The sequence below is a fragment of the Enterobacteriaceae endosymbiont of Plateumaris consimilis genome (assembly GCF_012563145.1).
Classification (GTDB): Bacteria; Pseudomonadota; Gammaproteobacteria; order Enterobacterales; family Enterobacteriaceae.
Genome location: NZ_CP046230.1, coordinates 278,634 through 305,082 on the forward strand (window position 1 = coordinate 278,634; position 26,449 = coordinate 305,082).

A 26,449-nucleotide genomic window follows, 5' to 3' on the forward strand; every position below is an offset into this window, starting at 1 on the left:
TTTTGATATAATCAAATAATAATTACTTGATTATATCAAAAAATAACTAAATAAATTTAATCGTCTAAAAAACTTTTAAGTATTTCTGAACGACTTGGATGACGTAATTTTCTTAATGCTTTAGCTTCTATTTGACGTATCCTTTCTCTAGTTACATCAAATTGTTTACCTACTTCTTCTAATGTATGATCAGTATTCATATCAATACCAAATCTCATTCTTAACACTTTAGCTTCTCTTGGAGTTAAACTAGATAAAATATTATATGTAGCTAAACGTAAACTTTCTGAAGTTGCTGATTCTAAAGGTAATTCTAAAGAACTATCTTCAATAAAGTCACCCAAATGTGAATCTTCATCATCTCCTATAGGAGTTTCCATAGAGATAGGTTCTTTTGCTATTTTTAATACTTTTCTAATTTTATCTTCTGGTATCATCATTCTATCTGATAATTCTTCAGGAGTAGGTTCTCTACCAATTTCTTGTAATATTTGTCTAGAAATACGATTTAATTTATTAATAGTCTCAATCATATGAACTGGAATACGTATAGTTCTAGCTTGATCAGCAATAGATCTTGTTATAGCTTGTCTTATCCACCAAGTGGCATATGTAGAAAATTTATAACCTCTCCTATATTCAAATTTATCTACTGCTTTCATTAAACCAATATTACCTTCTTGAATTAAGTCAAGAAATTGCAATCCTCTATTTGTATATTTTTTTGCAATAGAAATAACTAATCTTAGATTAGCTTCAACCATTTCTTTTTTAGCACGTTTAGCTTTAGCTTCACCTATTAATATTTTTTTATTAATATTTTTTATTTGATTAATAGTTAATCCAGTTTCTTTTTCAATTTTAATTAATTGTATAAAACTATTTTCTATTTTTTCAAACAAATTTTTTAATTCTAACAATGATAATTTATTATTTATTTTTAATTTTTTTAATTGATTAAGAAAATTATTTATATTAATTTTACTAGAAGTAAATAATAAAATAATTCTATTTTTAGATATTTTACATTTTTTAATACATAATTTCATTATATAATGTTCTTGTTTACGAACACGTAACATTATCGAACGCATAGTATTAACTAAAAAATCAAACTCTTTAGGGACTAAACGAAATTGTTTAAATATTTCTGCAAGATTTTGTATTTCTTTTATAGAATGATTATGATGTCTACCTTTTTCTTTTATTACAAAAGATGTAATATGATATTGATTTCTTAATTCTGAAAATTTTTCTTTAGCTAATTTAGGATCTATAATATTTTCATTATTATTTGATTGATCTTCTTCAGATAATTCTGTTTTAATATTAATAATTTTATTTAGTATAATTTCTTCATTAATATTTATATTAACAAAACCATTAATTAAATCAGATAAACGAATATTTCCTAATTCTACTTGATCATATTTTTTTAATAAATAAATAATAGCTTTCGGATATTCAACAAAAGAACACTGTACTTGATTAATACCTTCTTCTATTCTTTTAGCAATATTAATTTCACCTTTTCTTGTTAATAATTCTACTGTACCCATTTCACGCATATACATACGTACTGGATCTGTAGTTCTACCTATTTCTGAATCAATATTAGTAATAGATAATACTTGTACAACAGATTCTTCTGTTTCATTATTTATATTATCATTTTGATTTAAATCGTCTTCATCAGGAGCTTCTTCCATTATTTGAATTCCCATATCATTTATCATTTGAATAATGTCTTGAATTTGATCGGAACCAATAATATCATCTGGTAGATGATCATTAACTTCTGAATAAGTTAAATATCCTTGTTCTTTACCACGTATAACAAGAAGTTTAAACTGTAATTGTGAGTTATGCTCCATAAAAAATTCCATACTTTTACTATCATATTTTATAAGATTATTATTTTATAAAAATAAATAGAATCTAATATTCTATTCATAATTATATTATAATACAATCTAATATTTAATAAAAAATAAAATTTAATATATTTTAAAAATTTTTTCTAATTTGAACTAAATTTTTATTTAAAGACCATAATTCTTTTTTCTTTTTAAGATTTAATCCCTCTTTTCTGTCTAAAAAAATTAAATATTCCTGTCTTTCTTCTATAATATTCATTTTTAACTTATTAATTAAATGTATAAAAAATTTTTCTATTTCTTTTTCCGGAACCATATGGTTCCATATTGCTAATATTTCAAGAGGTTTTTTAAATTTTGTTCCTCTGTATTGTTCTAATATTTCTACTGTTGTTATTTTTTTTTTATTGCAAATTTGCATTAATTCAATAAAAAAATTTAGTCCAGTAATATTAGATGTTTTAAATAATTTTAATTTTGGTATAATTTTTATTAATTTAGGTTTTTGTATTAATAAACTAATTAACATTCTTACTGTTGTTTTTTTAAAATTATTTAAATAACTATTTTTTAATAATTTCTTTACATTTTTTTTTTGAATAATTAACTGATGTATTTCGAAAAAATTTAAAATACCTATTTTTTCTCCTATTGTTTTTATTAAATTAACTTGAAATATATAATCAGGAATATTATATATTAATGGTAATGCTATATTAATAAATTTAGTTTTTCCTTCACAATCTTTAAGATTTATTTTATTTATCAAAATTTTAAAAAAAAAATCTGAAAATGATAAACTATTATTAATATGTTTTTCAAATAAAATTTTTCCTTCTTTTTTTATTAAACTATCAGGATCTTCTCCATCTGGAAGTAATAAAAAATTAATTTGTTTACCATGTACCATATGAGATAAACTAATTTTTAATGAATTCCAATTAGCTTTTCTTCCAGCTTTATCCCCATCATAACAATAAATAATTTTATTAGTAATTTGAAATAACTTTTTTATATGTTCATTTGTAATTGATATTCCTAAAATTGCTACTACATATTTTATATCAAACTGAAATAAACTTATAACATCAGTATATCCTTCTACAACTAAAATTTTTTCTAATAAATTAAAATTTTTTTTTATTTCATATAATCCATAGAGTTCATTTCTTTTATGAAAAAAAATATTTTCTGGTGAATTTAAATATTTTGGTTCTTTATTTTCTAAAGATCGACCACCAAAACCAATAACTTTACCTTTTATATTTCTAATTGGAAATATTATACGATTATAGAAAATATCAAAATAATTATTTGTAATTTTATTATAAATTAATATTTTTAAATCTTTAATTAAAGATTTTTTTTTTTTTCATCGTCACATATTAAATAAATTAAATTTTTATTAGAAAAACCAATAGAAAAATCATCTAATATTTTTTTATTAAAACCACGATTTAATAAATATTGATAAGCTTTTTTTCCTAATGAAGAGTTTACTAAAGAATCTTTATATAGTTTATTAATATCAAACATTAAATTATACATATATTGTTTTTTATTTATTTTATGTAAATTATTTTTGTTATTTTTATAAGGAATGATAAGTCCAAAAAAATTTGATATTAACTTAATACTTTCAATAAAATTGATATTATCATAATTCATTATAAAATCGATTATATTACCATGAACACCACAACCAAAACAATGATATAATTGTTTTTCTTCACTAACAACAAATGAAGGATGTTTTTCTAAATGAAAGGGACAAATACCAAAAAAATTCTTACCTCTTTTTTTTAATTGTATTCTATTTTGTATTATTGATAAAATATTACTTTTATTAAGTAAATCACTTATATATGTATGGGAAATATATGTTTTCATTGATATAATATATTTTTTAGATTAGTAAATAATTATTTATATTTGTATACTATTTACTATAATTATATATTTATTAATATAAACGAATTTTTTTTAAGTTTTCTCTTGCTATTTTTTTTGCATGTCTTTTAATCGCTGATGCTTTAGTTCTTTTTCTTTCTGTTGTAGGTTTTTCATAAAACTCTCTACGTCTAACTTCTGATAAAATACCTGCTTTTTCACAAGCACGTTTAAATCGTCTTAAAACTAAATCAAATGGTTCATTTTCACGTACTTTAATTACTGGCATTTTTAAAATTCTCTATTATATATAATTATAAATAATAAATTATATCATATTTTATGATATATACTATATAAAATATTTTTTTAATTATATAAAATTTATACTAAAATAAATTTTATTATAGGTGAACAAATGTTAGTAATGGGAATAGAAACATCATGTGATGATACTGCTATATCTGTTTATGATAATGTAGATGGATTATTATCTAATAATGTTTATAGTCAAAAAATACATAAAAAATATAAAGGTATTGTTCCTGAATTAGCTGCTAGACAACATCTAAAGAAAATTATTCCGTTAATTAAAAAAACATTAATTTTCAGTCAAAAAAAAATAAATGAAATTGATTTAATTGCTTATACTGCAGGTCCAGGATTAGTTAGTTCATTAATAATAGGTGCAACTATGGCACATACATTAGGATTTTCTTTAAATATACCAGTTATTCCTATTAATCATATTGAAGGACATTTATTATCTATAATGTTAGAAAAAAAAAAACTAAATTTTCCTTTTATTGTTTTAGTAGTTTCTGGAGGTAATACACAATTAATTTATGTTTATGATTTTGAAAAATATAAAATATTAGGATATAGTATTGATGATGCAGCTGGAGAAGCTTTGGATAAAATTGCAATAATGTTAGGTTTAAACTTTCCAGGAGGAAAAAATTTATCTAAAATAGCTCAATTTGGTGTTTCAAAACGTTTTATTTTTCCTAGACCTATGACAAAGAATAAAAATAATTTAAATTTTAGTTTTTCTGGACTAAAAACTTTTACTAAAAATTTTATAAATAAATATAACTTTTTAGATTTTCAAACAAAAGCAGATATTGCTTGTGCATTTGAAGATGCTATTATAGATACACTTTTTATAAAAAGTTTATGGGCTTTAGAAAAATACAAAATAAAAAAATTAGTAATTTCAGGTGGAGTAAGTTCTAATAAAAAATTGAGATTATATTTAATAAAAAAATTGAAAAAAAATAAAATTCAAATTTTTTATAATACTACTAAATTATGTACTGATAATGCAGCAATGATTGCATATGTTGGTATAAAAAAATTTCATAAAAAAAATAATTGTGTGCCATATGATATTATTATTGATTCTAAACTAAAATTAAATTTTAATAAGTAATTATTATATAACAAATTTATATCATGATAAAATTACAATATTCTACAATTATTTTATTAAGTGTAATTGAAGGATTAACTGAATTTTTACCTATATCATCTACAGGACATATGATTATATTTAATAATATATTTAATATAACTGAAAATGAAAAAATTAAAATTTTTGAAATAATAATTCAATTAGGATCTATAACATCCGCTTGTATTATTTTCTGGACCAAAATAATAAAAATTATAAACAATACATTAAATTATGGTTTTTTTTATAAAAAAAAACTAACATTATTACATATAATAATATGTATATTACCAATAATTATTGTTGGATTATTATTTTATAATAAAATTAAATCTTTTATGAATATTGTTATAGTTATTTATGGATTAATTTTTGGTAGTATAATACTATATTTATCTGAAATATTTAAACCAACTATACCTAGTATTAATAATATTAATTGTTTAACATATAATAAAATATTACTTATTGGTTTGTTTCAATGTTTATCTTTATTTCCTGGTATATCTAGATCAGGTGCTACTTTATCAATTAGTCTATTATTAGGGATAAGTCGTTTAACATCGTTAGAATTTTGTTTTATTATAGCAGTTCCAATAATTTTTGGTGCTAGTTTTTTAGAACTATATAAGAATTTTAATATATTTTCTATAGAAGATATTAAACCTATTGTTATAGGTTTTACTATATCATTTATTATTAGTTTAATTACAATAAAATTTTTTTTATATATTATAAGATATTTTTCTTTAAAATGGTTTGCTGTATATCGTTTATTTATTGTTTTATTATTATATATAAAATTTATTTAATTTTTTTAGTTGAGATAAATATTTTTAATAATTTTAGTCTACGTTGATTTATAATCTTAGAAATATTTAAACCTTTAATTCCATTTTGAATTATATCTTTATTATTAATTTTTAATATGTGTTGATATATATCAATAAAATATTTTCCTTGTTTATAAAAAATAGAATCTAATTTTGCTCTTCCTCTAGCATCAGATTCACTAATTAATGCAATTTGTTTAACTCTATAAGGTTTTCTCCATGCATCAATCATATTATATATATTAAGTATATCTTCTGCTTTTTGATTATAAATATCATGTATTATATCATGCACTTTAGCTGATAAAACAGCTAAATCACGAATATTATTTGGTATTTTTAATCTTTCACATAATTTTTTTATTAAAGGAATTCCAGCAATACCATGACCATTATGTCTAGGCCATAGTTTTTTAGGAGTAATTCCTTTTCCTAAATCATGACATAAAGCAGCAAATCTTATTCCTATATTAGAAGTTAATTTAGATGCAATAGATAATGTCATCATAGTATGAATACCAGTATCTATTTCAGGATGCCATTTAGCTGGAGCTGGAATACCATATAATTTATCAATTTCTGGAAAAATTATAGATAATGCACCACATTTTCTTAATATTTTGAAATATATATGTGGATTTACTCCTTTAAGAGCATTTTCAGTTTCTTTCCAAATTCTTTCTGGTTTTAAATAAGATAATTCTCCAGAAGCACTCATAATTTTCATTAATTTAAATGTACTTTTATCAATACTAAATTTTAAATTTGATAATTTTGCAGCAAATCTAGCAACTCTTAATACTCTCAAAGGATCATCTTTAAAAGAATTAGAAACATGTTTAAGTAATTTATTATGAATATCTTTTATTCCATGGTATGGATCATAAAATTTTCCTGATTGATCTTGAGCAATAGCATTAATAGTAAGATCCCTACGCAATAAATCTTCTTCTAATGTTACATTAGGAGATGAATAATAAGTAAACCCACCATATCCATGTCCTGATTTCTTTTCAGTTCTAGCTAGTGCATATTCTTCATGTGTTAATGGATGTAAAAATACAGGAAAATCTTTTCCAACTAATTTAAAACCTAATTTAATCATTAAATTTATATCAGCTCCTACTACTAACCAATCTCTATCTGAAAATTTTAAATTTAAAATAATATCTCTAACTGCACCACCTACTAAATAAATTTTCAATTATTATACTCCTTAATTAAATATAATTTATATTATAATTTTGGTAAAATATTAATTTTATATAAATATTATTTTTATATTAAATTTATTATAATAAAACTATTTAATATAATTATAAACTAAGATTATTATAATGGGCTATTAAAATGAAATTAATATTACCTGATTTAAATCATAAAACAATTTTGGTAGTAGGTGATATAATGTTAGATCGTTATTTTCATGGATCAATAAATAAAATATCATCAGAAGCTTCAGTACCAGTAATAAAAGTTCAAAATATAAATTATATACCTGGAGGGGCAGCAAATGTTGCTATGAATATATCTTCTATTGGTGCTAATGTTAAATTATTTGGCTTATTAGGTATAGATAATGCAGCAAATATTATTAAAAAGGAGTTAAAAAAAAATTATGTGGATTATAATTTTATTCAAAATATTAAATTTAAAACTATAATTAAAACAAGAGTATTATCTTCAAATAAACAATTAATACGATTAGATTATGAACAAAAATATAAAAATATAGATTGTAATAATCTATTATTAAAAAATATAAAAAAAATTATATCTAATATTAATATTATTGTTTTTTCTGATTATAATAAAGGAACATTATGCAATATACAATCTATGATTAAATTAGCTAATTTATCAAAAATACCTGTTATTATTGATCCTAAAGGGAACAATTATGAAAAATATTCTGGTGCAACATTATTAACTCCTAATTTAACTGAATTTGAATTAGTAGTAGGTAAATGTAATTCAGAAAAAGAATTAGTTGATAAAGGTTTAAATTTGATTTTACGTTATAATATAAATTCATTGTTAGTTACTAGATCAGAACATGGAATGAGTTTAATACAAAAAAATAAAAAACCTATTCATTTTAAATCACAAGCACATCAAGTTTTAGATGTAACTGGTGCAGGTGATACTGTTATTGGTGTTTTATCTGCATTTTTAGCTCAAGATAAAATATCACTTGAAGATTCATGTTTTTTATCTAATATTGCAGCAAGTATAGCAGTTAATAAATTTGGTACTGCTACTGTTAGTTTTGATGAATTAAAAAATTCAATAAAAAATTTTGATAAATATCAATAAATTAAATAATTAATATTTAATTAATTTTATATTTTAATTTATTATTTATAATAAATATATTAATTCTATTTAAAGTTATTAAATATATATTATGAATAGTCATCGTTTACTTTTTTATCAATTTGGTGATTCAATTACTAGAATAAATAATGCAATTTCATCTCTTAATAATGGAAAAGGTGTATTAATATTAGATAATGAAAATCGTGAGAATGAAAGTGATATTGTTTTTTCTGCAGAAAAAATTACTGTAAAACAAATAGCGTTAACTATTAGATATGGAAGTGGTATTATTTGTTTATGTATTACTGAACATTTACGTAAAAAATTAAATTTGCCTATGATGGTAAAAAATAATACTAGTTTTTATAAAACAGGTTTTACAGTTACAATTGAAGCAGCAAAAGGTATTACTACAGGAGTATCTGCACAAGATCGATTTACAACTATTAAAACAGCTATAAACATTAATGTAAAACCTAAAGATTTAAATAGTCCTGGACATGTTTTTCCGTTAAGAGCTGTTAAAGAAGGAGTTTTAAAAAGAAAAGGACATACAGAAGCTACTATAGATTTATTAAAAATAGCAAAAATGAATCCTACAGGAATATTGTGTGAATTAACAAATGACAATGGATCAATGGCTCGAACGAAAGATACTATTTTATTTGCTAAAAAAAATCATATGCCAGTATTAACTGTAGAAGATATAATTAATTTTCGAATTAAGTATAATCTTTTTTTTTAAAAATAATAATTATCGGCGAGAGAGGATTTGAACCTCCGACCCACTGGTCCCAAACCAGTTGCGCTACCAAACTGCGCTACTCGCCGTTAATTTTTTTAAAATGGGTGGCTAATGGGATTTGAACCCACGACAACCGGAACCACAATCCAGTGCTCTACCAACTGAGCTATAGCCACCATAAAATTAAATAAACTTTATGCACCCGACAGGAATTGAACCTGAAACCTCTGTTTTCGGAAAACAGCACTCTATCCTACTGAGCTACGGGTGCTTTAATTATTTATACAATTGATATTACAAATTCATAACTTTAATGTCTAGTAATTTTAACAAAAAATATAAAAAAATTTTAGTAAATAAAATATTTTTACAAACATATATAAAATAAAACATTTGAAATATATATTTTATATACTATTTTTTTCTTATTAAAAATAATTTTCTTAAGTTAAAACAAATAATAACTAAAAAAATTTATTATTTATGATCTTTTCATCATATCAAAAAATTCATCATTTGTTTTAGTCATAGATAATTTATTTATAAGAAATTCCATAGCATCAATTTCACTCATAGGATGAATAATTTTTCTTAAAATCCACATTCTTTGTAAATCTTCTTGAGAACTTAATAATTCTTCTTTTCTAGTTCCAGAACGATTATAATCAATAGCAGGAAAAACTCTTTTTTCAGCTATTTTACGTGATAAATGTAATTCCATATTACCTGTACCTTTAAATTCTTCATAAATTACATCATCCATTTTAGATCCAGTATCAATTAATGCTGTTGCTATTATAGTTAAACTACCACCTTCTTCAACATTTCTTGCAGCACCAAAAAAACGTTTAGGACGATGAAGAGCATTAGCATCTACACCACCTGTTAACACTTTACCTGAAGCAGGAGCAATAGTATTATAAGCTCTAGCTAAACGAGTCATTGAATCTAATAAAATTACAACATCTTTTTTATGTTCAACTAATCTTTTGGCTTTTTCGATAACCATCTCTGATACTTGAACATGTCTAGATGCAGGTTCATCAAAAGTTGATGCAATAACTTCTCCTTTAACCAATCTTTGCATTTCGGTTACTTCTTCAGGACGTTCATCAATCAATAATACTATTAGTACACATTCTGAATGATTATAAGCTATGCTTTGTGCTATATTTTGCAATAACATAGTTTTTCCTGCTTTAGGTGGAGCTACAATTAATCCTCTTTGACCTCTTCCAATAGGTGAAGCTAGATCTAAAACACGAGCTGTTAAATCTTCTGTAGACCCATTACCTCGTTCCATACTTAAACGAGAATTAGCATGTAATGGAGTTAAATTTTCAAAAAGAATTTTACTACGAGCATTTTCAGGTTTATCGTAATTAACTTCATTAACTTTTAACAAAGCAAAATATCTTTCTCCGTCCTTTGGAGGACGTATCTTACCTGAAATTGTATCTCCTGTACGTAAATTAAAACGTCTAATTTGACTTGGAGATACATAGATATCATCCGGTCCTGCTAAATAAGAGCTATCAGATGAACGTAAAAATCCAAATCCATCTTGTAATATTTCTAATACTCCATCACCAAAAATATCTTCTCCAATTTTAGAATGTTGTTTTAATATAGCAAAAATAATATCTTGTTTACGCATTCTAGCTAAATTTTCTAAATTGATACTTTTTCCTAAATTAAGTAGATCTGATATTAGTTTATTTTTTAATCCGGTAAGATTCATAATGGTGAGGTCTTAATCTTTGAATAAATCTGAAACATTTCTTTTGAAATGGTATTGTTAAATAATTTTATATATTATATTTAATATTTTAATATAATTTATAAAATCTCAATTAAGTTATATATTATTGTATGATATATCAAAATAAATGTTTGTAATTAAACATTATAAATGTTCTCCTTAAATTTATATTTTTTAATAAAAATTAATAAATTTAATTTTTTATAAAATGTAAATTTATTACTTTAAGTGTTTATCTAAAAATTTTGTTAATTGAATTTTATTAATTGAACCAGTAGTTTGATCTATTATAATACCGTTATTAAATAATATAATTGTTGGTATACTACGAACATCATATTTTTGAGCTATATTAGGATATTTATCAATATTTAATTTAGCAAAAAATAATTTTTTATTATATTTTTTAAATATTTCATCCAAAACTAAGGAAAACATTTTGCATGGATTACACCAATCTGCCCAAAAATCAACTAAAATAAAACTATTAATATTAATTTGTGTTTTAAAATTTATATCAGTTAAATAAATAATAGTTGAATTATTCATAAAATAAATTAATATCCTTTTATATATATTTATATATTATTATAAAAAAATTATTTATAGTTAAATAACTATTATTAAAATAAATATGTATTGGTATTATATATTAAATCTAATAAAAATACAAATTTAATTTGTATTATGATTTAAGAAATTAGATTTATATATAAAAAATATATTAAAATTAATATTTTAATAATTTCATATTTTTTAAATAAATCTAATAATTAATATTATCTAAATATTTTATTTTATTAAAATTCCATTTCCAATTTTTAACTAAAATATTTATTTTATAATATTTCCAATTATAAATTTTTTTATTTATTGATAGTTTTACACGTGTTTTAATATAAAAACATTTTCTTATTAAATCTAATCTTTTAAAATCACCAATTTTAATTAAATAAAATGTAATTTTTTTTAACATCATATAATAAGAATCTAATTTTAATGAAGTAATATTACCATTATGTAAATGTTTTTTAAATTCAATAGCTAATAATTTAGTATTAGGATTTTCATATAAATAACATTCTAATAATAATATTTTTAGTATTGTTTTATAAGGATCTAAATCTATTTTTTTATAAATATACCATAAAATATATTTGAAATAATGTTCAATAGAAATATTTTTTAATCCTCCTAGATCTAACCATTCATTTTTTAATAAAAAATTTTTTTTATATAAAAAATTTACATAATGATCATAATAATTTTCTTTATTAATTGGCACAATATTCCATATTATAGGTTTGCCAGCCATACAAACAGCTGTTCTATAAAATTCATCTAATAATAAATGATTGTTAATCGTATTATAAGATGTATTTTTTATTAAAATATTATTTTTACGAAAATAATTTTCATTAATTAAAAAAAAATTTACTTGTACACCTATTAAATTACACCATTTTTTTAAAATAGAAAATTTTTTTTTTAAATATAAACATTTTTTTTTACTTAACCATATTTGATGAAATACCCAAATATCAAAATCAGAATTTTTATTCTGACCTATAGATGATATACTACCCATAGAATATATTCCTATAATTGGATTATTATATTTGGAGTATTTTTTTTTTACAAAAATATTAATATTTTTTGTTAATAAAGATAAATGTTTTTTATGAGGATAAAAGTTATCGATGCCATATGGAATATTATCTGAAATATATCCTGGAATTAATGGATGATTATAATGTAATAATATAGGTAATAAGATATATATTTTTTTAAAAATATAATCCATTGAATTCATAGTTCTATAAATTCTCAATTGATTTAATACATGCATTCGTTTTATAATTTTTTCTATATAACCAAAAAAATTTTTTTTCATTAAATTTTCTATAATAAATAAAAATAAATATTATTTTAAATAATTATTTATTTATATATAATACATTTTAGTTGATAATCTTATATTTTAATTATATTATATTTTTTATAAAATTAATATTTTAATTATATTAATTTTATAATAAAAAAATATTATTATTAACGTATAATTTAATATTATTACATATAATTATTTTTTAATATATTTATCTAAATATCTTTAAATAAATTAAATAATTACATATCTATTTTAGATAAATATAAAAATATTTCTATAATATTTATTATTAAGTTTATCTAAGATAAATATTAACAAATTAATCAAAATAATTTTTTAAACTATATTAATATATTAAATATATGATATAAAAATTAGTACAAAAAATTTGTTTATAAATTTTAATAAATATTTTTACAAAATTTAATAAAATTAATTATATTAATATTATTTATAAATATAATTAAGTGTTTACTGGAGTAAATATGAAAAAAAAAAATAAAATTTTATCTTCTTTAAATATTTTATCTATTGCAGGAGTTTCTCCTTATAAATTAAAATCAAAAGAAGAATATATGAATAAAAAACAATTATTACATTTTGAAAAAATATTACAATCTTGGCGTAAACAATTAATAAATGAAGATAATCATAATATTTCTTATATTCCAAATGAAATGTCAAAATTTCCTGATCCAATAGATAGAGCTGTGCAAGAAGAAGAATTTAATTTTAATTTAAGAAATAAAGATAGAGAAAGAAAATTAATTAAAAAAATTGAATTAACTTTAATAAAAATTAAACAAAATAATTTTGGTTATTGTCAATCCTGTGGAATAGAAATTGGTATAAAAAGATTAGAAGCTCGTCCTACTGCATATCTATGTATTGATTGTAAAACTTTAGCTGAAATTCGTGAAAAACAAATAGCAGGATAACATATTTTTTATTTGAAATAATAAAAAATAAAATAATAAATATAAAATATTGATTTTCAGATATTAAAGTTAAAAAAGTCATAAAGCAATAAGTGTAATAAATACTAAAAAAATATAATAAAATTTATAAATTATATGGAAAATAACATTAATTTTTCATATTTTTTAAAATAATGGTAATAAAAAAATTGAATAAAAAATTACTTCTAAATATGTTAAAAAAATTAAAACATATAAAAATTATATTAACATAATCAAAATATTTAATAAAAATAGTATTAATAAACCAGCTAAATAAAAAAATATGGTATTTAGAATAGTTATGATAAAGAAAATCAAGAATATTTTTGTTAAAAAATAAAAAATATTAATATAAAAGTAACTAATAATACAAATTACAATACAATATGCTTACTATGTAATTAAAAATTTTGTAATTAATAATTATAATATGAATTAATATAAGATCAATGAATAATTATTCAATATTATATTAATATTTAAAACTAAAAAATAAAAAATAACATTTTATTATATATTACATATGAATTAAATATTAAAATATTTTTTATTGATGTTTTAAAAATATTGCCAAATATTATATTTATGATATTTCTTTTTATAAAAGAAGTGTTATATATTGTATCTAAAATAAGAAGAAATTAATTTATCTGTATTTTACAGATATTTTTTAATGTAATTAAATACAGACTATATGATATAATAAATTTATATTTATTAAGTAATAAATATAAAAATAATTTTCTAGTTTATTAAATTTATTAAAAATGTTTGTTATTTAGTATTTGATTTTATTAAGCTATTAAAAATGATAATTTAAAATTTATTTTGTTATATTTTTATTTCTAATATATAATTATAAATTAATTTGTATTTAAATCTATGAAATAAAGAAATTTGATTCTTAAAGAAATTCATTATTATTATAATTTTATTATTTAATTAAAATAATTTTTTTTAAAATTTTTTATTAATATTATTTTATTTATAATAATTACATTAGGAAATAGCATTTAAGTTACTCTAAATTATAAATGGTTAAAATTATTATAATATTTTTTTTATAATTTAAAATATTTAAAAAATAACTATATTCATACCTTAATTCAAATATAATGATGAGTTCATATAAAATTCATAGTTATGGATTATTAATAAATGAATTTTATTATTATTAAATATTTTTTATTATTCTTAATAATATTTAAACTTTTAAATTTTTTTATTTTCATAAATTTAATTTATTACGATATTTTCAATTTTTACAACATTATTTATTTATTTATTTTAAAATAATTACTAGTTTTATTAATATTTTAATTATATTTATAAAACAATTATATTTAAATTTTTTAAATAAAAAACTTATTAAGTTATTAACTTAAAAATATTTTTTATTGAATTATAACTAAAAACTTGAACAATACTTCTTTAATTATTGATTAATGAACTAATAATTTTTATATTAATTGTTTTACTAGATTTAAGAAATTTAAATAAAACATAAAATTATTTTTTAAATGATGTTAATTTAAATTTTTTTATGAATAAATCTTATTTAAATAAATTTTAGATAAATTATTAAGTTTTAATACATATAATTAAATTACATCTAATAATTTAGATTAAATAATATTTTAAATAAAAATTAAAAACGATATGTTTATATTAAAATATAATAAAACATATCGTTTATAAAAGTAAAAAAAATTATAATTCACTTTTTAAAAATAAATTTTGTACTGCATCCCAATTTAATACATTCCAAAAAGCTTTTATATACAAAGATCTTTGATTCTGATATTTTAAATAATATGCATGTTCCCATAAATCTAAAGCTATTATTGGATAACCAAAAAAACCATTAACATTTTTACCCATTAATGGATTATATTGATTTTTAGTAGTAACTATACTTAAAATACTATTTTTTTTAATTAACCAAATCCATCCTGATCCAAAAAAATTTATAGCAATATTTTCAAAATTTTTTTGAAATTTTTTAAAACTACCAAATGATTTTATTATAGCTTCTTTAATTATATCATTAGGTTGAGTATTTTTTTTTAAAATTTTCCAAAAAAAACTGTGATTAGCATGACCACCAGCATTATTACGTAAAAAATTTCTTTGTAAAGTTGATAATGGTATTACATCTATCATAGATAATAATTCATTTATTGAAATATTTTTTAAATTAATTTTATCAATGATTAAATTAGTATTATTCACATAATTTTGATGATGCTTTGTATAATGGATTTCCATTGTTTCTTTATCAAAGAATGGTTCTAATGCAGAATAACTATATGATAAAGATGGTAATTTATAAACCATATAAATAATTCCTTTATAAATATTTTTTTTTAAATTTTTTCAAAATTAATGTAGTATTAGGCATAATTCCATACCATAAAAAAAAAGAATAAGCTGCTTGTTCTATTAACATACCCATACCATCAGATACTTGTTTAGCTCCATGATATAAACACCATTTTAAAAATGATGTAATATTAGAACTATAAAATAAATCGTAACAAAAAATATTATTATGTATAATATTAGAAGAAATATTTGGAATTTTATTTTTAATGCTACTAGATGTTGCATTTATAATCAAATCATAATTTATGTTTTTAATATGAGTTATATTATAGGTATCTTCTATTTTGATCACTTCAATATGTTTTTTATTATTAAAATGATTTAAAAGATTACAAGAATTTTTATAAGTACGATTAGTTATTGTAATTTTACAACCAAAATTAATAAGGGGGTATATAATACCTTGAGCTGCTCCTCCTGCACCTAATAATAATATATTACTATTTTTATGTATAAAATTAATTTTTTGTAAATCTTTTAATAAACCAATACCATCGGTATTATCTCCTAATATTTTATTATTTTTAATAATTTTTAATGTATTAACTACACCACTTTTAATTCCTCTTTCTGTTAAAAAATCACATATGTCATATGCATTTTTTTTAAATGGTATTGTAATATTAGCACCATAGCCTCCATGTTTAAAAAAATAATTAATTATATTATTAAATTTATTAATTGGAACATATATTTTTTTATATTGTTGTAGAATATTTAATTGTTCTGCAAAAAGTTTATGTATTGTAGGAGATTTACTATGTTTTATAGGATTTCCAAAAATAGCAAACATTTTCATGTTATATCACTTATTTTTTAATATTATCCTTTTCGAATAATTTTATTTGTTGTAATATCTCTAATTTCAGAGGGTTTTTTATATCCTCCAATAGAACCATGTAAAATTAATATTTTTTTTTTAAAATGAGAATTGATTTCATGAGAATATAAACATGGTTTATGACCTGTTATATTTGCACTGGTAGAAACAATAGGTTTACCATAAAAACGACATAATTTATTAATAGGATAGTAATCAGTTATTCGAATGGCTATTGAATTAAAATTTCCTGTTAACCAATAAGGAGTATTTAATGATATAGGTATTGTCCATGTTATAAATTTTTGACATGATAGAACCATATTAATTTGCTTTAAAGATAACTTAGTTTCGTCTATATAAGATAATAATTGTTTATAATCTGAAGCTATTAAAATAAATCCTTTATTAATATTACGTTTTTTTATAGATAATAGTTTATATACTGCATTTTTATTATCAGGATCACATCCTAATCCAAATACAGATTCAGTAGGATAAGCAATTATTTTACCTAATTTTAATGCGTCAATAAATATATTAAAATTCATAATATAACTAATTTGATAAATTTATACTAACAATCATATATAATTAATAATTGTATTAAATTTTATTTTATCATATAATTATCTTTTATATAAAAAATATATTATAAAAAATATACTTATTTTATAAGTATTATAAATAATACATTTAATTTTAAATAATAATTTAACAATAAATAATTTTTATAAAAATTTTATGTCAATATTAAAATTATTATATTTTCCAAATGATAAATTAAGAATTGTAGCTAAATCTGTAAAAAAAATAGATAATAAAATTAAATTATTAACTAATAATATGATTAAAACTATGTATACTTATAAAGGTATAGGTTTAGCGGCAACACAAATAGGAGTAAATAAACGTATTATAGTTATAGATGTATCAAATAAGCAAAATAATCCATTAGTTTTCATTAATCCAACAATAATTGTACAAAACAAAACTAAAATTAATAATGAAGAAGGATGTTTATCAATACCTCAACAAAAATATTTTATTTATAGATATAAAACAGTTAAAGTACAAGCAAAAAACTTAACTAATAAAAATTTTGAAATAGAAGCTAATAATTTATTATCCTATTGTTTACAACATGAAATAGATCATTTAAATGGTATTTTATTTATCGATTATTTATCAAATTTAAAATATCAAAGAGTTTATAAAAAAATGAAAAAATTTTATCAAAAAATAATACGTTATAAAAAAAATAAAATAATATATAATTACAATGAATATAAATAAAAATAAAATAAAAATTATTTTTATGGGTACTTCTAATTTTGCAGTATTTCATTTAAAAGAATTATTAAAACACTATAAAATAATTTGTGTTATTACTAAACCAGATAATTACTCTAATAGAGGACAGAAATTAACTTTTAATCCTATTAAAAAATTAGTTTTACAACATAAAATAAATATTTTACAACCTTCATCTTTAAACAATAAAGAATTTTTAAATTCAATATTAAAATACAAATTTAATATAATTATTGTTGTAGATTACGGTTTATTAATACCTCCATTAATTTTAAGTATACCAAGTTTAGGATGTATTAATGTACATGCATCATTATTACCTAGATGGAGAGGTGCTGCACCAATACAAAGAGCTTTATGTGAAAATGATACTCAGACTGGTATAAGTATAATTAAAATGAATAGTTGTCTAGATGCTGGAGATATTATCTATCAAAAAAAATGTGATATTTATTCTAATGAAACATATGGTACTTTATATAATAAATTATGTGTCTTAGGAAGACAAGGTCTTTTATATATTTTAAATATCTTTTCTGAAGGAAAAAGTATTAAATTAAAACCTCAAAATAAATATAATATAAAAATAACATATGCTCACAAAATTTTAAAAAAAGAAAGTAAAATAAATTGGTCTCTGTCAGCTAAAAAAATAGAATGTATTATTCGTGCATTTAACCCATATCCAGGAACATATTTTTTATTAAAAAATGAAAGATTTAAAATATGGAATGCAACAGCAATAATGAAAAATAATTTTAATAAAAAAATATCAATACCAGGTGAAATATTATATGTAGACATTCAGAATAGTATTAATATAAGTACAATTAATGGGATACTAAAAATCAAAGTAATTCAACCCTGTGGTAGGGTACCAATGAATATTAGAGATTTTTTAAATAATCAAAATTATATTAAACTTTTTTCTAAAGGTGTAATTTTAAAATAATTTAAATTATTATTTTTTTTTAGTTATTATTTTTCGTTCCAATAATTCTATATATGACATTGGTGCTTTATCACCACTACGAAATCCACATTTTATTATACGTGTATATCCTCCTGATCTATTTTTAAATCTTGGTGCTATAAAATCAAATAATTTAATTAAATTATTTTTATTATTTATACGAGAACGAATTAATCTTTTATTAGCAATATTATTATTTTTTGCAATTGTTATTAATGGTTCTATTGTTCTTTTTAGTTCTTTAGCTTTTATGGTTGTTGTTTTAATAATTTCGTATTTTATTAAAGAATTAGCCATATTTTTAAACATAGATTTACGATGACTACTAGTTCTATTTAAATGACGACCTATTTTACGGTGGCGCATATTATATTACCTTTAATATTAAAAAAAATTAAACAATTATTTTTTTTCGATTATAATGGGTGGCCAATTTTCTAAACGCATTCCTAATGTTAAACCTTTAGAAGCTAAAATATCTTTAATTTCTGTTAAAGATTTTTTTCCTAAATTAGGAGTTTTAAGTAATTCAACTTCAGTTCGTTGTACTAAATCACCTATAAATTGTATCGATTCTGTTTTTAAACAATTAGCAGATCTGACAGTTAATTCTAAATCATCTACTGGACGCAATAAAATAGGATCAAATTCAGGTTTTTCTTCTTTAATTTCCTGTTGAGGAATATTACGTAAATAAACAAAAGTTTCTAATTGTTCTGAAAGAATTGTAGCAGCTTTTCTTATTGCTTCTTCTGGATCTATAGTACCATTAGTTTCCATTTCTATTATTAACTTATCTAAATCTGTTCTTTGTTTCACTCTTGCTGCTTCAACATTATACATTATTCTTTCAATTGGACTATAACATGCATCGACTAATAGTCGTCCTATTGGACGATCATCATATTTTTCAGAATGAATTTTAGTATATGCAGCAATATATCCTCTACCTAATTCAATTTTAATTTTCATGTTAATTGAAGTATTTTGATCTGTTAAATTACAAATAATATAATCTGGATTTACTAATTCAATATCATTACCATGATCTATATCTGCTGCTATTACTGGACCAACTCCTGATTTATTTAAAGTTAAAAAAAATTCTTGTTTATTACTTTTAACCTTTACAGCTAATTTTTTTAAATTTAATAAAATTTCAATAATATCTTCTTGAACTCCTTCTTTTGTACTATACTCATGTAATATTCCTTCAATTTCTACTTCAGTAACTGCATATCCAGGCATTGAAGATAATAAAATGCGTCTTAATGCATTACCTAATGTATGTCCAAAACCTCTTTCTAAAGGTTCAAGAGTAACACTAACAGTATTTTTATTAATTTTTTTAATATTAACTAAACGAGGTTTCAAAAATTCAGTTACAGAATTATTCATTTATAATCTCTCAATTTTATAAAATTATTTTGAATATAATTCAATTATTAAATGTTCATTAATATCTGATGATAAATCAGAACGTTCTGGAATACGTTTAAATATACCTTCCATTTTATTAGTATTTATTTCTAACCAATTAGATTTTTCAAATTGACTAGAAAGATCTATAGCTGCTTTTATTCTTATTTGTTTTTTTGATTTTTCACATATTTCTATTTTATCATTAATTTTTACTTGATAAGAAGGTATATTAACAATAAAATCATTAATTTTTACAGATTTATGACATATAAGTTGTCTTGCTTCTGATCTAGTAACACTAAATCCCATTCGATACAAAACATTATCAAACCTTTTTTCTAATAATAATAATAAGTTAAATCCTGTATTTCCTTTTAATTTTAATGCTTTTTTATAATAATTACGAAATTGTTTTTCTAAAACACCATATATACGACGAACTTTTTGTTTTTCTCTTAATTGTATCCCATAATCAGATAATCTTGATTTTTTCAATCCATGTTGTCCAGGAGCTTGTTCTAATTTACATTTTGAATCAATGTTACGAACATTAGATTTTAAAAATAAATCTGTACCTTCTCTTCTACTCAATTTTAATTTAGGTCCTAAATATTTTGCCATTTCATTCTCTTTAATATTATTTATAATAATGTTTATTATACACGTCTTTTTTTTGGAGGACGACAACCATTATGAGGTATTGGTGTAATATCAGTAATATTTGTAATACGAAAACCAGCATTATTTAATGCTCTAATTGTTGATTCTCTTCCTGGTCCTGGTCCTTTTATCATAACTTCAAGATTTTTTATACCATAATCTTTTACAGATTCTGCACAACGTTCTGCTGCTACTTGTGCAGCAAATGGTGTTGACTTACGAGATCCTCTAAAACCAGAACCTCCTGCTGTAGCACATCCTAATGAATTTCCTTGTCTATCTGTAATGGTAACAATAGTATTGTTAAAAGATGCATGTATATGTGCAATACCATCAATAATTTGTTTTTTTATGTTTTTTTTAAATTTAGAATTTTGTCTTTTTTTCATATTAATATCTCAATAAATTATTGTTTTTTAAAAATTTTACGAAATTTTTTTCTAGTATGTGCATTTGTTTTAGTACGTTGTCCTCTTACTGGTAAACCTTTACGATGTCTTAATCCTCGATAACATCCTAAATCAATTAATCTCTTAATATTTAGATTAACTTTTCTTCTTAATTCTCCTTCTACTGTAAGTTTAGATACTTCTTCTCTTAATAAATCTATTTGTTCTTCTGACAATGAACTTACTTTAGTATATTGATTAATATTAATAATTTTACAAATATGTATAGAATGATAATTACCAATACCATAAATATATTGTAATGCTATTTTAATATGTTTATTATTAGGAATATTAATTCCTGCTATACGAGCCACATTAACTCCTTTACAAAAGTAAAAATAATGATAACAAAAAATTATTAATTTTATTTAACCTTGACGTTGTTTATGTTTCGGATCTTTTTTACACAGAACACGAACTACTCTATGACGACGAATAATTTTACAATCACGACATAATTTTTTAACAGAAGTACGTACTTTCATATTATAATATATATCCTTTAATAAAAATTATTTTAAATAATTAAATTAGTAAAATTTATGATTTTAAATTAATTTTTTTTAACATAGATTCATATTGAGTTGACATAATTAATGTTTGTATTTGAGTTATAACATCCATAGTAACAACTACCACTATTAGTAATGATGTACCCCCAAAATAAAAAGGAACATTTATGATATTACGTAAAAACTCAGGTACTAAACATATAAAACTAATGTATAATGCACCTGTTAATGTTAATCGCAAAATAATTTTTTTAATATATTTAGCTGTTTGTTCTCCTGGACGTATTCCAGAAATATAAGCACCTGATTTTTTTAAATTATCTGCTGTTTCTTTTGGACTAAATACTAAAAGTGTATAAAAAAAACAAAAAAACATAATTAAAGAAACATATAATATCATATAAAACATTTGTTTAGGTTGTAAAATAATAGTAATATTTTTAAGCCATTCCCATCCTGTACTATTACCAAACCAAGATGTTATAGTGATAAAAAATAAAATAATACTAGAAGCAAATATTGCAGGTATTACACCTGACATATTAATTCTTAATGGTAAATGAGTATTTTGTTGTTTATATAAATTTCTGCCACTATATCTTTTAGCATAATTAACTATTATCTTTCTTTGACCTCTTTCCATAAAAACAACAAAGAAAGTAATAATAAAAATTATTATTAATAATATTAATATTATAAAAAAGTTTAAATCACCTTCATTAATTTGTTCTATTGTATGTCCAATAGCAGTTGGTAATCCTGAAATAATACCTATAACTATAATTATAGAAATACCATTACCAATTCCTCTATTTGTAATTTGTTCTCCTAACCACATTAAAAACATAGTTCCTGTAACTAAACTTAATACAGAAATAAAAAAGAAACAGATACCTGGATTTAAAATTAAATTTTGCATACCTGATATTTTAGGTAATCCAGTTACTATACCTACAGATTGTATAATAGATAAAATTAATGTAGTATATTTGGTATATTTATTAATTTTACGTCTACCTGCTTCTCCTTCTTTTTTTAAAGCAATTAATTTAGGATGAAGAACACTTAATAATTGTAAAATAATTGATGCTGAAATATATGGCATAATTCCTAAAGCTAAAATAGAAGCTCTACTCAAAGCTCCACCAGAAAATATATTAAACATATCAATAATAGTACCACTTTGGTGTTTAATTAACGTATTTAATACATTTAAATTTATACCAGGTATAGGGATAAAAGATCCTATACGAAAAATAATTAAAGCACTAATTAAAAATATGAATCTTTGTTTTAATTCACTAAAACCTTTTTTAGTACTTTGAAAATCTAATTTAGAAAATGGTTTTATCATTGACTTTTTATTCCTCTATTTTTCCACCTAATCTTTCAATAGCAAGCTTTGCATTTTTTGTACAACGTAATTTAATAAGTTTTAATGATACAAAGATTTTTCCGGTATTTATAATTTTAACATATTTAATTTTTTTACTAATAACTTTGAATACTTTTAAAGTATTTAAATCAATAACATTACTTTTTATTTTATTTAAATCATTTAATGTAACTTCTTTATAAAAAATTTTTTTACGTGATTTAAAACCAAATTTTGGTAATCTTCTATGTAAAGGAGTTTGACCTCCTTCAAAAGATTTATTTATTTTTCCACCAGAACGAGATTTTTGTCCTTTATGACCTCTACCACTAGTTTTACCTAATCCTGAACCAATACCTCGTCCTAAACGTTTTTTATAATGTTTTGATCCTAAAGAAGGAGCCAAAGTATTTAAATACATTTTAATTACCTATTTTTATCATATAAAAAATTTTTTTTATCATACCTAAAATAATAGGAGATTTTTTTTTAATTACTGTATGACCTATACGTTTTAAACCTAAACAATTTAAAGTTGCTTTATGTTTTGGTAATCTACCTATAGAACTTTTAATTTGTGTAATTTTAATATTTTTTAACATTTTTCATATTCCTTTCTATTTCTTCTACTGTTTTATCCCTTTTAGCTGCAATCATTTTTAATGATTTCATACTTGATAAACCTTTTATAGTTGCTCTTACTATATTAATAGGATTAGTTGAACCATAAGATTTTGCTAAAACATTATAAATTCCTGTAACTTCTAAAACGGCTCTCATAGCTCCTCCAGCTATAATACCAGTACCTTCATGAGCTGGTTTCATGAATATATAAGAACTTGTATGATTTCCTTTAACAGGATATTGTAATGTATTATTATTTAATACAATGTTAATCATATTTTTTCTAGCTTTTTCCATAGCTTTTTGTATTGCGTTAGGAACTTCTCTAGATTTACCATAACCAAAACCAACACGACCTTTACCATTACCAACAACAGTTAATGCTGTAAATGAAAATATTCTTCCTCCTTTAACAGTTTTAGATACTCTATTTACAGAAATAAGTTTTTCTTTTAATTCATTATTTTGATTTTTATTATCATAAATAGGCATTAAATCATTCCTTTAAAATTGAATAATTAAAATTGCAAACCCGAGTTACGTGCAGCATTTGCTAATGCTTTAATACGTCCATGATATTTAAATCCTGAACGATCAAATGAAACAATAACAATACCTTTATTAATTGATCTTTTTGCAATTTTTTTTCCTGTTATAATAGCAGCTTCTATATTACCCGTATATGATAGTTTTTTACGAATATTTTTTTCTAAAGTAGAAGCAGTTACTAAAATTTTATTTGTATAAGATATAATTTGAGCATATATATGATGTGAAGTACGATGTATAACTAAACGTGTAGTTTTTAATTGATGATTCTTTTTTCGTAATTTTGTTATTCTTTTAATACGAATAATTTTTTTTTTATTCATAATATTTAATTTATTTATCCTTATTTTTTCTTTATTTCTTTAATTTTTATTTTTTCATAACTATATCTAATACCCTTTCCTTTATATGGTTCAGGAGTTCTATAAGATCTAATATTAGCTGCTACTTGACCTAATAATTGTTTATTTGATCCTTTTAAAAGTATTTCATTTTGAATTGTACAATCTGCTTTAATTCCTTCAGGTAAAGTATAATAAATTGGATGAGAATATCCTAACATTAAATTTAAAATATTTTTATTAAGGGTTACTCTATAACCTATACCAAATAAAATAAGTTTTTTAGAAAAACCTTTAGTTACCCCTATAATCATAGAATTTAATATAGATCTTGATGTTCCAGCATATGACCAAGAATTATTATTATTTATTTTAGGTACAAAAAATAACTGTTTATTATGAATTTTAACTTTTACTAAAGGATTTATTATATTTGTTAATATACCATTTTTTCCTTGAATAATTATTTTTTTTTTATTTATAGAAACTTTAACTTCATCAGGAATAAAAATGGGATTTTTAGCTATTCGAGACATTTTAATACCTTATTAATTAATTAATTATGAAACGTAACAAATTATTTCTCCACCTATTCCATAATAACGTGCATTGTAATCAGTCATTATTCCTTTTGATGTAGAAATAATAGCAATTCCTAATCCTGCCATAACTTTAGGTAAATTTTTTTTTCTTTGATAAATCCTTAGTCCAGGACGACTTATACATTTAATTTTTTCTATTACAGCTTTACCTTTAAAATATTTTAAAAAAATTTCTAATTGAGATGTATTATTTTCAATAACTTGAAAATTTTTAATATATCCTTCATTTTTTAAAATAATTGCAATTGATTGTTTCATTTTTGAATATTGCATTATAACTTTTATTTTTTTTGATAATTGACCATTGCGAATTCTTGTTAACATATCAGCAATAGGATTTTGTATACACATGTTTTATATTCCATAATATATTTATATAATTATTTACCAACTAGCTTTTTTTAATCCAGGAATTTCTCCTTTCATTGCAGATTCACGTACTTTAATTCTACTTAAACCAAATTTTCTTAAAAAAGCGTGAGGTCTACCTGTTTGTTTACATCTATTTCTTTGTCTAGAAATACTCGAATCTCTTGGCAAAGATTGTAATTTAAAAATTGCATCCCAACGAACTTTATCTGATACATTTAAATTAGATATTAACTTTTTTAATTTTTGTCTTTTGATAAAAAATTTTTTTGCTAAGTTTACTCTTTTAATTTCACGAGCTTTTATAGATTCTTTAGCCATA

The 26,449-nt window shown here is 20.9% G+C and carries 32 protein-coding genes and 3 tRNA genes; 7 read left to right on the forward strand and 28 right to left on the reverse strand.

Annotated features, from left to right (window positions below):
• Window positions 1-56 precede the first annotated feature (56 nt).
• The 4 genes from rpoD to rpsU form a co-directional block, all read right to left on the reverse strand.
• Entirely contained in the window at window positions 57-1,874 is a 1,818-nt protein-coding gene (gene rpoD, locus GJT81_RS01250) for an RNA polymerase sigma factor RpoD (protein WP_169785532.1), read from the reverse strand.
• Window positions 1,875-2,007: 133 nt separating this feature from the next.
• Window positions 2,008-3,231, reverse strand: a complete 1,224-nt coding sequence (locus GJT81_RS02495; RefSeq protein WP_345719035.1) for a DNA primase — start codon at window positions 3,229-3,231, stop codon at window positions 2,008-2,010.
• Window positions 3,231-3,767 carry a CHC2 zinc finger domain-containing protein gene (locus tag GJT81_RS02500; protein ID WP_169785534.1) on the reverse strand — a complete coding sequence of 179 codons (537 nt, stop codon included), beginning with the start codon at window positions 3,765-3,767 and terminating at the stop codon, window positions 3,231-3,233. The genes GJT81_RS02495 and GJT81_RS02500 overlap by 1 nt, the downstream gene beginning before the upstream one ends.
• A 73-nt stretch (window positions 3,768-3,840) precedes the next feature.
• Window positions 3,841-4,056 (reverse strand): 30S ribosomal protein S21, encoded by a 216-nt coding sequence (gene rpsU, locus GJT81_RS01270; RefSeq protein ID WP_168867586.1) that lies wholly within the window; start codon window positions 4,054-4,056, stop codon window positions 3,841-3,843.
• A 129-nt stretch (window positions 4,057-4,185) separates the two neighbouring features.
• Here rpsU and tsaD point away from each other — a divergent pair, with 129 nt between their 5' ends.
• Window positions 4,186-5,199 (forward strand): tRNA (adenosine(37)-N6)-threonylcarbamoyltransferase complex transferase subunit TsaD, encoded by a 1,014-nt coding sequence (gene tsaD, locus GJT81_RS01275; protein ID WP_169785535.1) that lies wholly within the window; start codon window positions 4,186-4,188, stop codon window positions 5,197-5,199.
• 23 nt (window positions 5,200-5,222) lie between these two features.
• Window positions 5,223-6,032 carry an undecaprenyl-diphosphatase UppP gene (gene uppP, locus GJT81_RS01280; protein WP_169785536.1) on the forward strand — a complete coding sequence of 270 codons (810 nt, stop codon included), beginning with the start codon at window positions 5,223-5,225 and terminating at the stop codon, window positions 6,030-6,032.
• On the opposite strand, the gene GJT81_RS01285 is transcribed toward uppP, so the two are convergent.
• Window positions 6,025-7,257 (reverse strand): multifunctional CCA addition/repair protein, encoded by a 1,233-nt coding sequence (locus GJT81_RS01285; RefSeq protein WP_169785537.1) that lies wholly within the window; start codon window positions 7,255-7,257, stop codon window positions 6,025-6,027. The two genes, uppP and GJT81_RS01285, sit on opposite strands and share 8 nt — an antisense overlap.
• Before the next feature lie 146 nt (window positions 7,258-7,403).
• Between GJT81_RS01285 and rfaE1 the strand changes: the two genes are divergently transcribed.
• Window positions 7,404-8,369, forward strand: coding sequence for a D-glycero-beta-D-manno-heptose-7-phosphate kinase (rfaE1, locus tag GJT81_RS01290; RefSeq protein WP_169785538.1), 966 nt, complete (start codon window positions 7,404-7,406; stop codon window positions 8,367-8,369).
• 91 nt (window positions 8,370-8,460) lie between these two features.
• Window positions 8,461-9,117: a 3,4-dihydroxy-2-butanone-4-phosphate synthase gene (ribB, locus tag GJT81_RS01295; protein ID WP_169785539.1), complete on the forward strand. Its 657-nt coding sequence runs from the start codon at window positions 8,461-8,463 to the stop codon at window positions 9,115-9,117.
• Window positions 9,118-9,129: 12 nt separating this feature from the next.
• Here ribB and GJT81_RS01300 read toward each other — a convergent pair.
• From GJT81_RS01300 to GJT81_RS01325, 6 genes are all read right to left on the reverse strand, one after another.
• A tRNA-Pro gene (locus GJT81_RS01300) sits at window positions 9,130-9,203 on the reverse strand.
• Window positions 9,204-9,220: 17 nt separating this feature from the next.
• A tRNA-His gene (locus tag GJT81_RS01305) sits at window positions 9,221-9,293 on the reverse strand.
• A 21-nt stretch (window positions 9,294-9,314) separates the two neighbouring features.
• Window positions 9,315-9,388, reverse strand: a tRNA-Arg gene (locus tag GJT81_RS01310).
• A gap of 210 nt (window positions 9,389-9,598) precedes the next feature.
• Entirely contained in the window at window positions 9,599-10,858 is a 1,260-nt protein-coding gene (gene rho, locus GJT81_RS01315; protein ID WP_169785540.1) for a transcription termination factor Rho, read from the reverse strand.
• A 240-nt stretch (window positions 10,859-11,098) separates the two neighbouring features.
• The gene (trxA, locus tag GJT81_RS01320; protein WP_169785541.1) at window positions 11,099-11,428 is read right to left on the reverse strand and encodes a thioredoxin; all 330 of its coding nucleotides are present in this window, start codon (window positions 11,426-11,428) and stop codon (window positions 11,099-11,101) included.
• A gap of 217 nt (window positions 11,429-11,645) precedes the next feature.
• Window positions 11,646-12,773, reverse strand: a complete 1,128-nt coding sequence (locus GJT81_RS01325; protein WP_169785542.1) for a class I adenylate cyclase domain-containing protein — start codon at window positions 12,771-12,773, stop codon at window positions 11,646-11,648.
• Between the two features lie 482 nt (window positions 12,774-13,255).
• Here GJT81_RS01325 and dksA point away from each other — a divergent pair, with 482 nt between their 5' ends.
• On the forward strand, window positions 13,256-13,708 hold the full coding sequence (gene dksA / locus GJT81_RS01330) for an RNA polymerase-binding protein DksA (protein ID WP_169785543.1): 453 nt from the start codon (window positions 13,256-13,258) through the stop codon (window positions 13,706-13,708).
• A gap of 1,731 nt (window positions 13,709-15,439) precedes the next feature.
• On the opposite strand, the gene GJT81_RS01335 is transcribed toward dksA, so the two are convergent.
• The 3 genes from GJT81_RS01335 to tsaC are packed head-to-tail and all read right to left on the reverse strand — an operon-like array spanning window position 15,440 to window position 17,485.
• Window positions 15,440-16,066: a Fe-Mn family superoxide dismutase gene (locus tag GJT81_RS01335; protein ID WP_169785544.1), complete on the reverse strand. Its 627-nt coding sequence runs from the start codon at window positions 16,064-16,066 to the stop codon at window positions 15,440-15,442.
• 13 nt (window positions 16,067-16,079) lie between these two features.
• A complete protein-coding gene (gene aroE / locus GJT81_RS01340; RefSeq protein WP_247645441.1) occupies window positions 16,080-16,907 on the reverse strand; it encodes a shikimate dehydrogenase in 828 nt (275 codons plus the stop codon).
• Window positions 16,908-16,936: 29 nt separating this feature from the next.
• Window positions 16,937-17,485 (reverse strand): L-threonylcarbamoyladenylate synthase type 1 TsaC, encoded by a 549-nt coding sequence (gene tsaC / locus GJT81_RS01345; protein ID WP_169785546.1) that lies wholly within the window; start codon window positions 17,483-17,485, stop codon window positions 16,937-16,939.
• A 193-nt stretch (window positions 17,486-17,678) separates the two neighbouring features.
• Between tsaC and def the strand changes: the two genes are divergently transcribed.
• A complete protein-coding gene (gene def / locus GJT81_RS01350) occupies window positions 17,679-18,230 on the forward strand; it encodes a peptide deformylase (protein WP_169785547.1) in 552 nt (183 codons plus the stop codon).
• Window positions 18,217-19,200 carry a methionyl-tRNA formyltransferase gene (fmt, locus tag GJT81_RS01355; protein ID WP_169785548.1) on the forward strand — a complete coding sequence of 328 codons (984 nt, stop codon included), beginning with the start codon at window positions 18,217-18,219 and terminating at the stop codon, window positions 19,198-19,200. Before def ends, fmt begins: the two co-directional genes overlap by 14 nt.
• A 9-nt stretch (window positions 19,201-19,209) precedes the next feature.
• Here the strand turns inward: fmt and rplQ are convergent, their stop codons facing one another.
• The 14 genes from rplQ to rpsN are packed head-to-tail and all read right to left on the reverse strand — an operon-like array spanning window position 19,210 to window position 26,448.
• Window positions 19,210-19,587: a 50S ribosomal protein L17 gene (rplQ, locus tag GJT81_RS01360; protein WP_169785549.1), complete on the reverse strand. Its 378-nt coding sequence runs from the start codon at window positions 19,585-19,587 to the stop codon at window positions 19,210-19,212.
• A 36-nt stretch (window positions 19,588-19,623) separates the two neighbouring features.
• On the reverse strand, window positions 19,624-20,619 hold the full coding sequence (locus GJT81_RS01365; RefSeq protein ID WP_169785550.1) for a DNA-directed RNA polymerase subunit alpha: 996 nt from the start codon (window positions 20,617-20,619) through the stop codon (window positions 19,624-19,626).
• Between the two features lie 24 nt (window positions 20,620-20,643).
• On the reverse strand, window positions 20,644-21,264 hold the full coding sequence (rpsD, locus tag GJT81_RS01370; RefSeq protein ID WP_169785551.1) for a 30S ribosomal protein S4: 621 nt from the start codon (window positions 21,262-21,264) through the stop codon (window positions 20,644-20,646).
• 35 nt (window positions 21,265-21,299) lie between these two features.
• Window positions 21,300-21,692 carry a 30S ribosomal protein S11 gene (gene rpsK, locus GJT81_RS01375; protein ID WP_169785552.1) on the reverse strand — a complete coding sequence of 131 codons (393 nt, stop codon included), beginning with the start codon at window positions 21,690-21,692 and terminating at the stop codon, window positions 21,300-21,302.
• 17 nt (window positions 21,693-21,709) lie between these two features.
• Entirely contained in the window at window positions 21,710-22,069 is a 360-nt protein-coding gene (rpsM, locus tag GJT81_RS01380; RefSeq protein ID WP_169785553.1) for a 30S ribosomal protein S13, read from the reverse strand.
• Between the two features lie 54 nt (window positions 22,070-22,123).
• On the reverse strand, window positions 22,124-22,240 hold the full coding sequence (gene rpmJ, locus GJT81_RS01385; protein ID WP_169785554.1) for a 50S ribosomal protein L36: 117 nt from the start codon (window positions 22,238-22,240) through the stop codon (window positions 22,124-22,126).
• 55 nt (window positions 22,241-22,295) lie between these two features.
• Window positions 22,296-23,621 carry a preprotein translocase subunit SecY gene (gene secY / locus GJT81_RS01390; protein ID WP_169785555.1) on the reverse strand — a complete coding sequence of 442 codons (1,326 nt, stop codon included), beginning with the start codon at window positions 23,619-23,621 and terminating at the stop codon, window positions 22,296-22,298.
• Between the two features lie 7 nt (window positions 23,622-23,628).
• Window positions 23,629-24,063, reverse strand: coding sequence for a 50S ribosomal protein L15 (rplO, locus tag GJT81_RS01395; protein ID WP_169785556.1), 435 nt, complete (start codon window positions 24,061-24,063; stop codon window positions 23,629-23,631).
• Window position 24,064: 1 nt separating this feature from the next.
• Complete coding sequence (rpmD, locus tag GJT81_RS01400; protein ID WP_169785557.1) at window positions 24,065-24,244, reverse strand: 50S ribosomal protein L30; 180 nt, start codon at window positions 24,242-24,244, stop codon at window positions 24,065-24,067.
• Window positions 24,228-24,758, reverse strand: coding sequence for a 30S ribosomal protein S5 (rpsE, locus tag GJT81_RS01405; protein WP_169785558.1), 531 nt, complete (start codon window positions 24,756-24,758; stop codon window positions 24,228-24,230). Before rpsE ends, rpmD begins: the two co-directional genes overlap by 17 nt.
• Before the next feature lie 26 nt (window positions 24,759-24,784).
• Window positions 24,785-25,138 carry a 50S ribosomal protein L18 gene (rplR, locus tag GJT81_RS01410; protein ID WP_169785559.1) on the reverse strand — a complete coding sequence of 118 codons (354 nt, stop codon included), beginning with the start codon at window positions 25,136-25,138 and terminating at the stop codon, window positions 24,785-24,787.
• Between the two features lie 20 nt (window positions 25,139-25,158).
• A complete protein-coding gene (gene rplF, locus GJT81_RS01415) occupies window positions 25,159-25,692 on the reverse strand; it encodes a 50S ribosomal protein L6 (RefSeq protein ID WP_169785560.1) in 534 nt (177 codons plus the stop codon).
• 24 nt (window positions 25,693-25,716) lie between these two features.
• Window positions 25,717-26,109 (reverse strand): 30S ribosomal protein S8, encoded by a 393-nt coding sequence (rpsH, locus tag GJT81_RS01420; RefSeq protein ID WP_169785561.1) that lies wholly within the window; start codon window positions 26,107-26,109, stop codon window positions 25,717-25,719.
• Window positions 26,110-26,142: 33 nt separating this feature from the next.
• Window positions 26,143-26,448, reverse strand: a complete 306-nt coding sequence (gene rpsN, locus GJT81_RS01425) for a 30S ribosomal protein S14 (protein ID WP_169785562.1) — start codon at window positions 26,446-26,448, stop codon at window positions 26,143-26,145.
• Window position 26,449 lies beyond the last annotated feature (1 nt).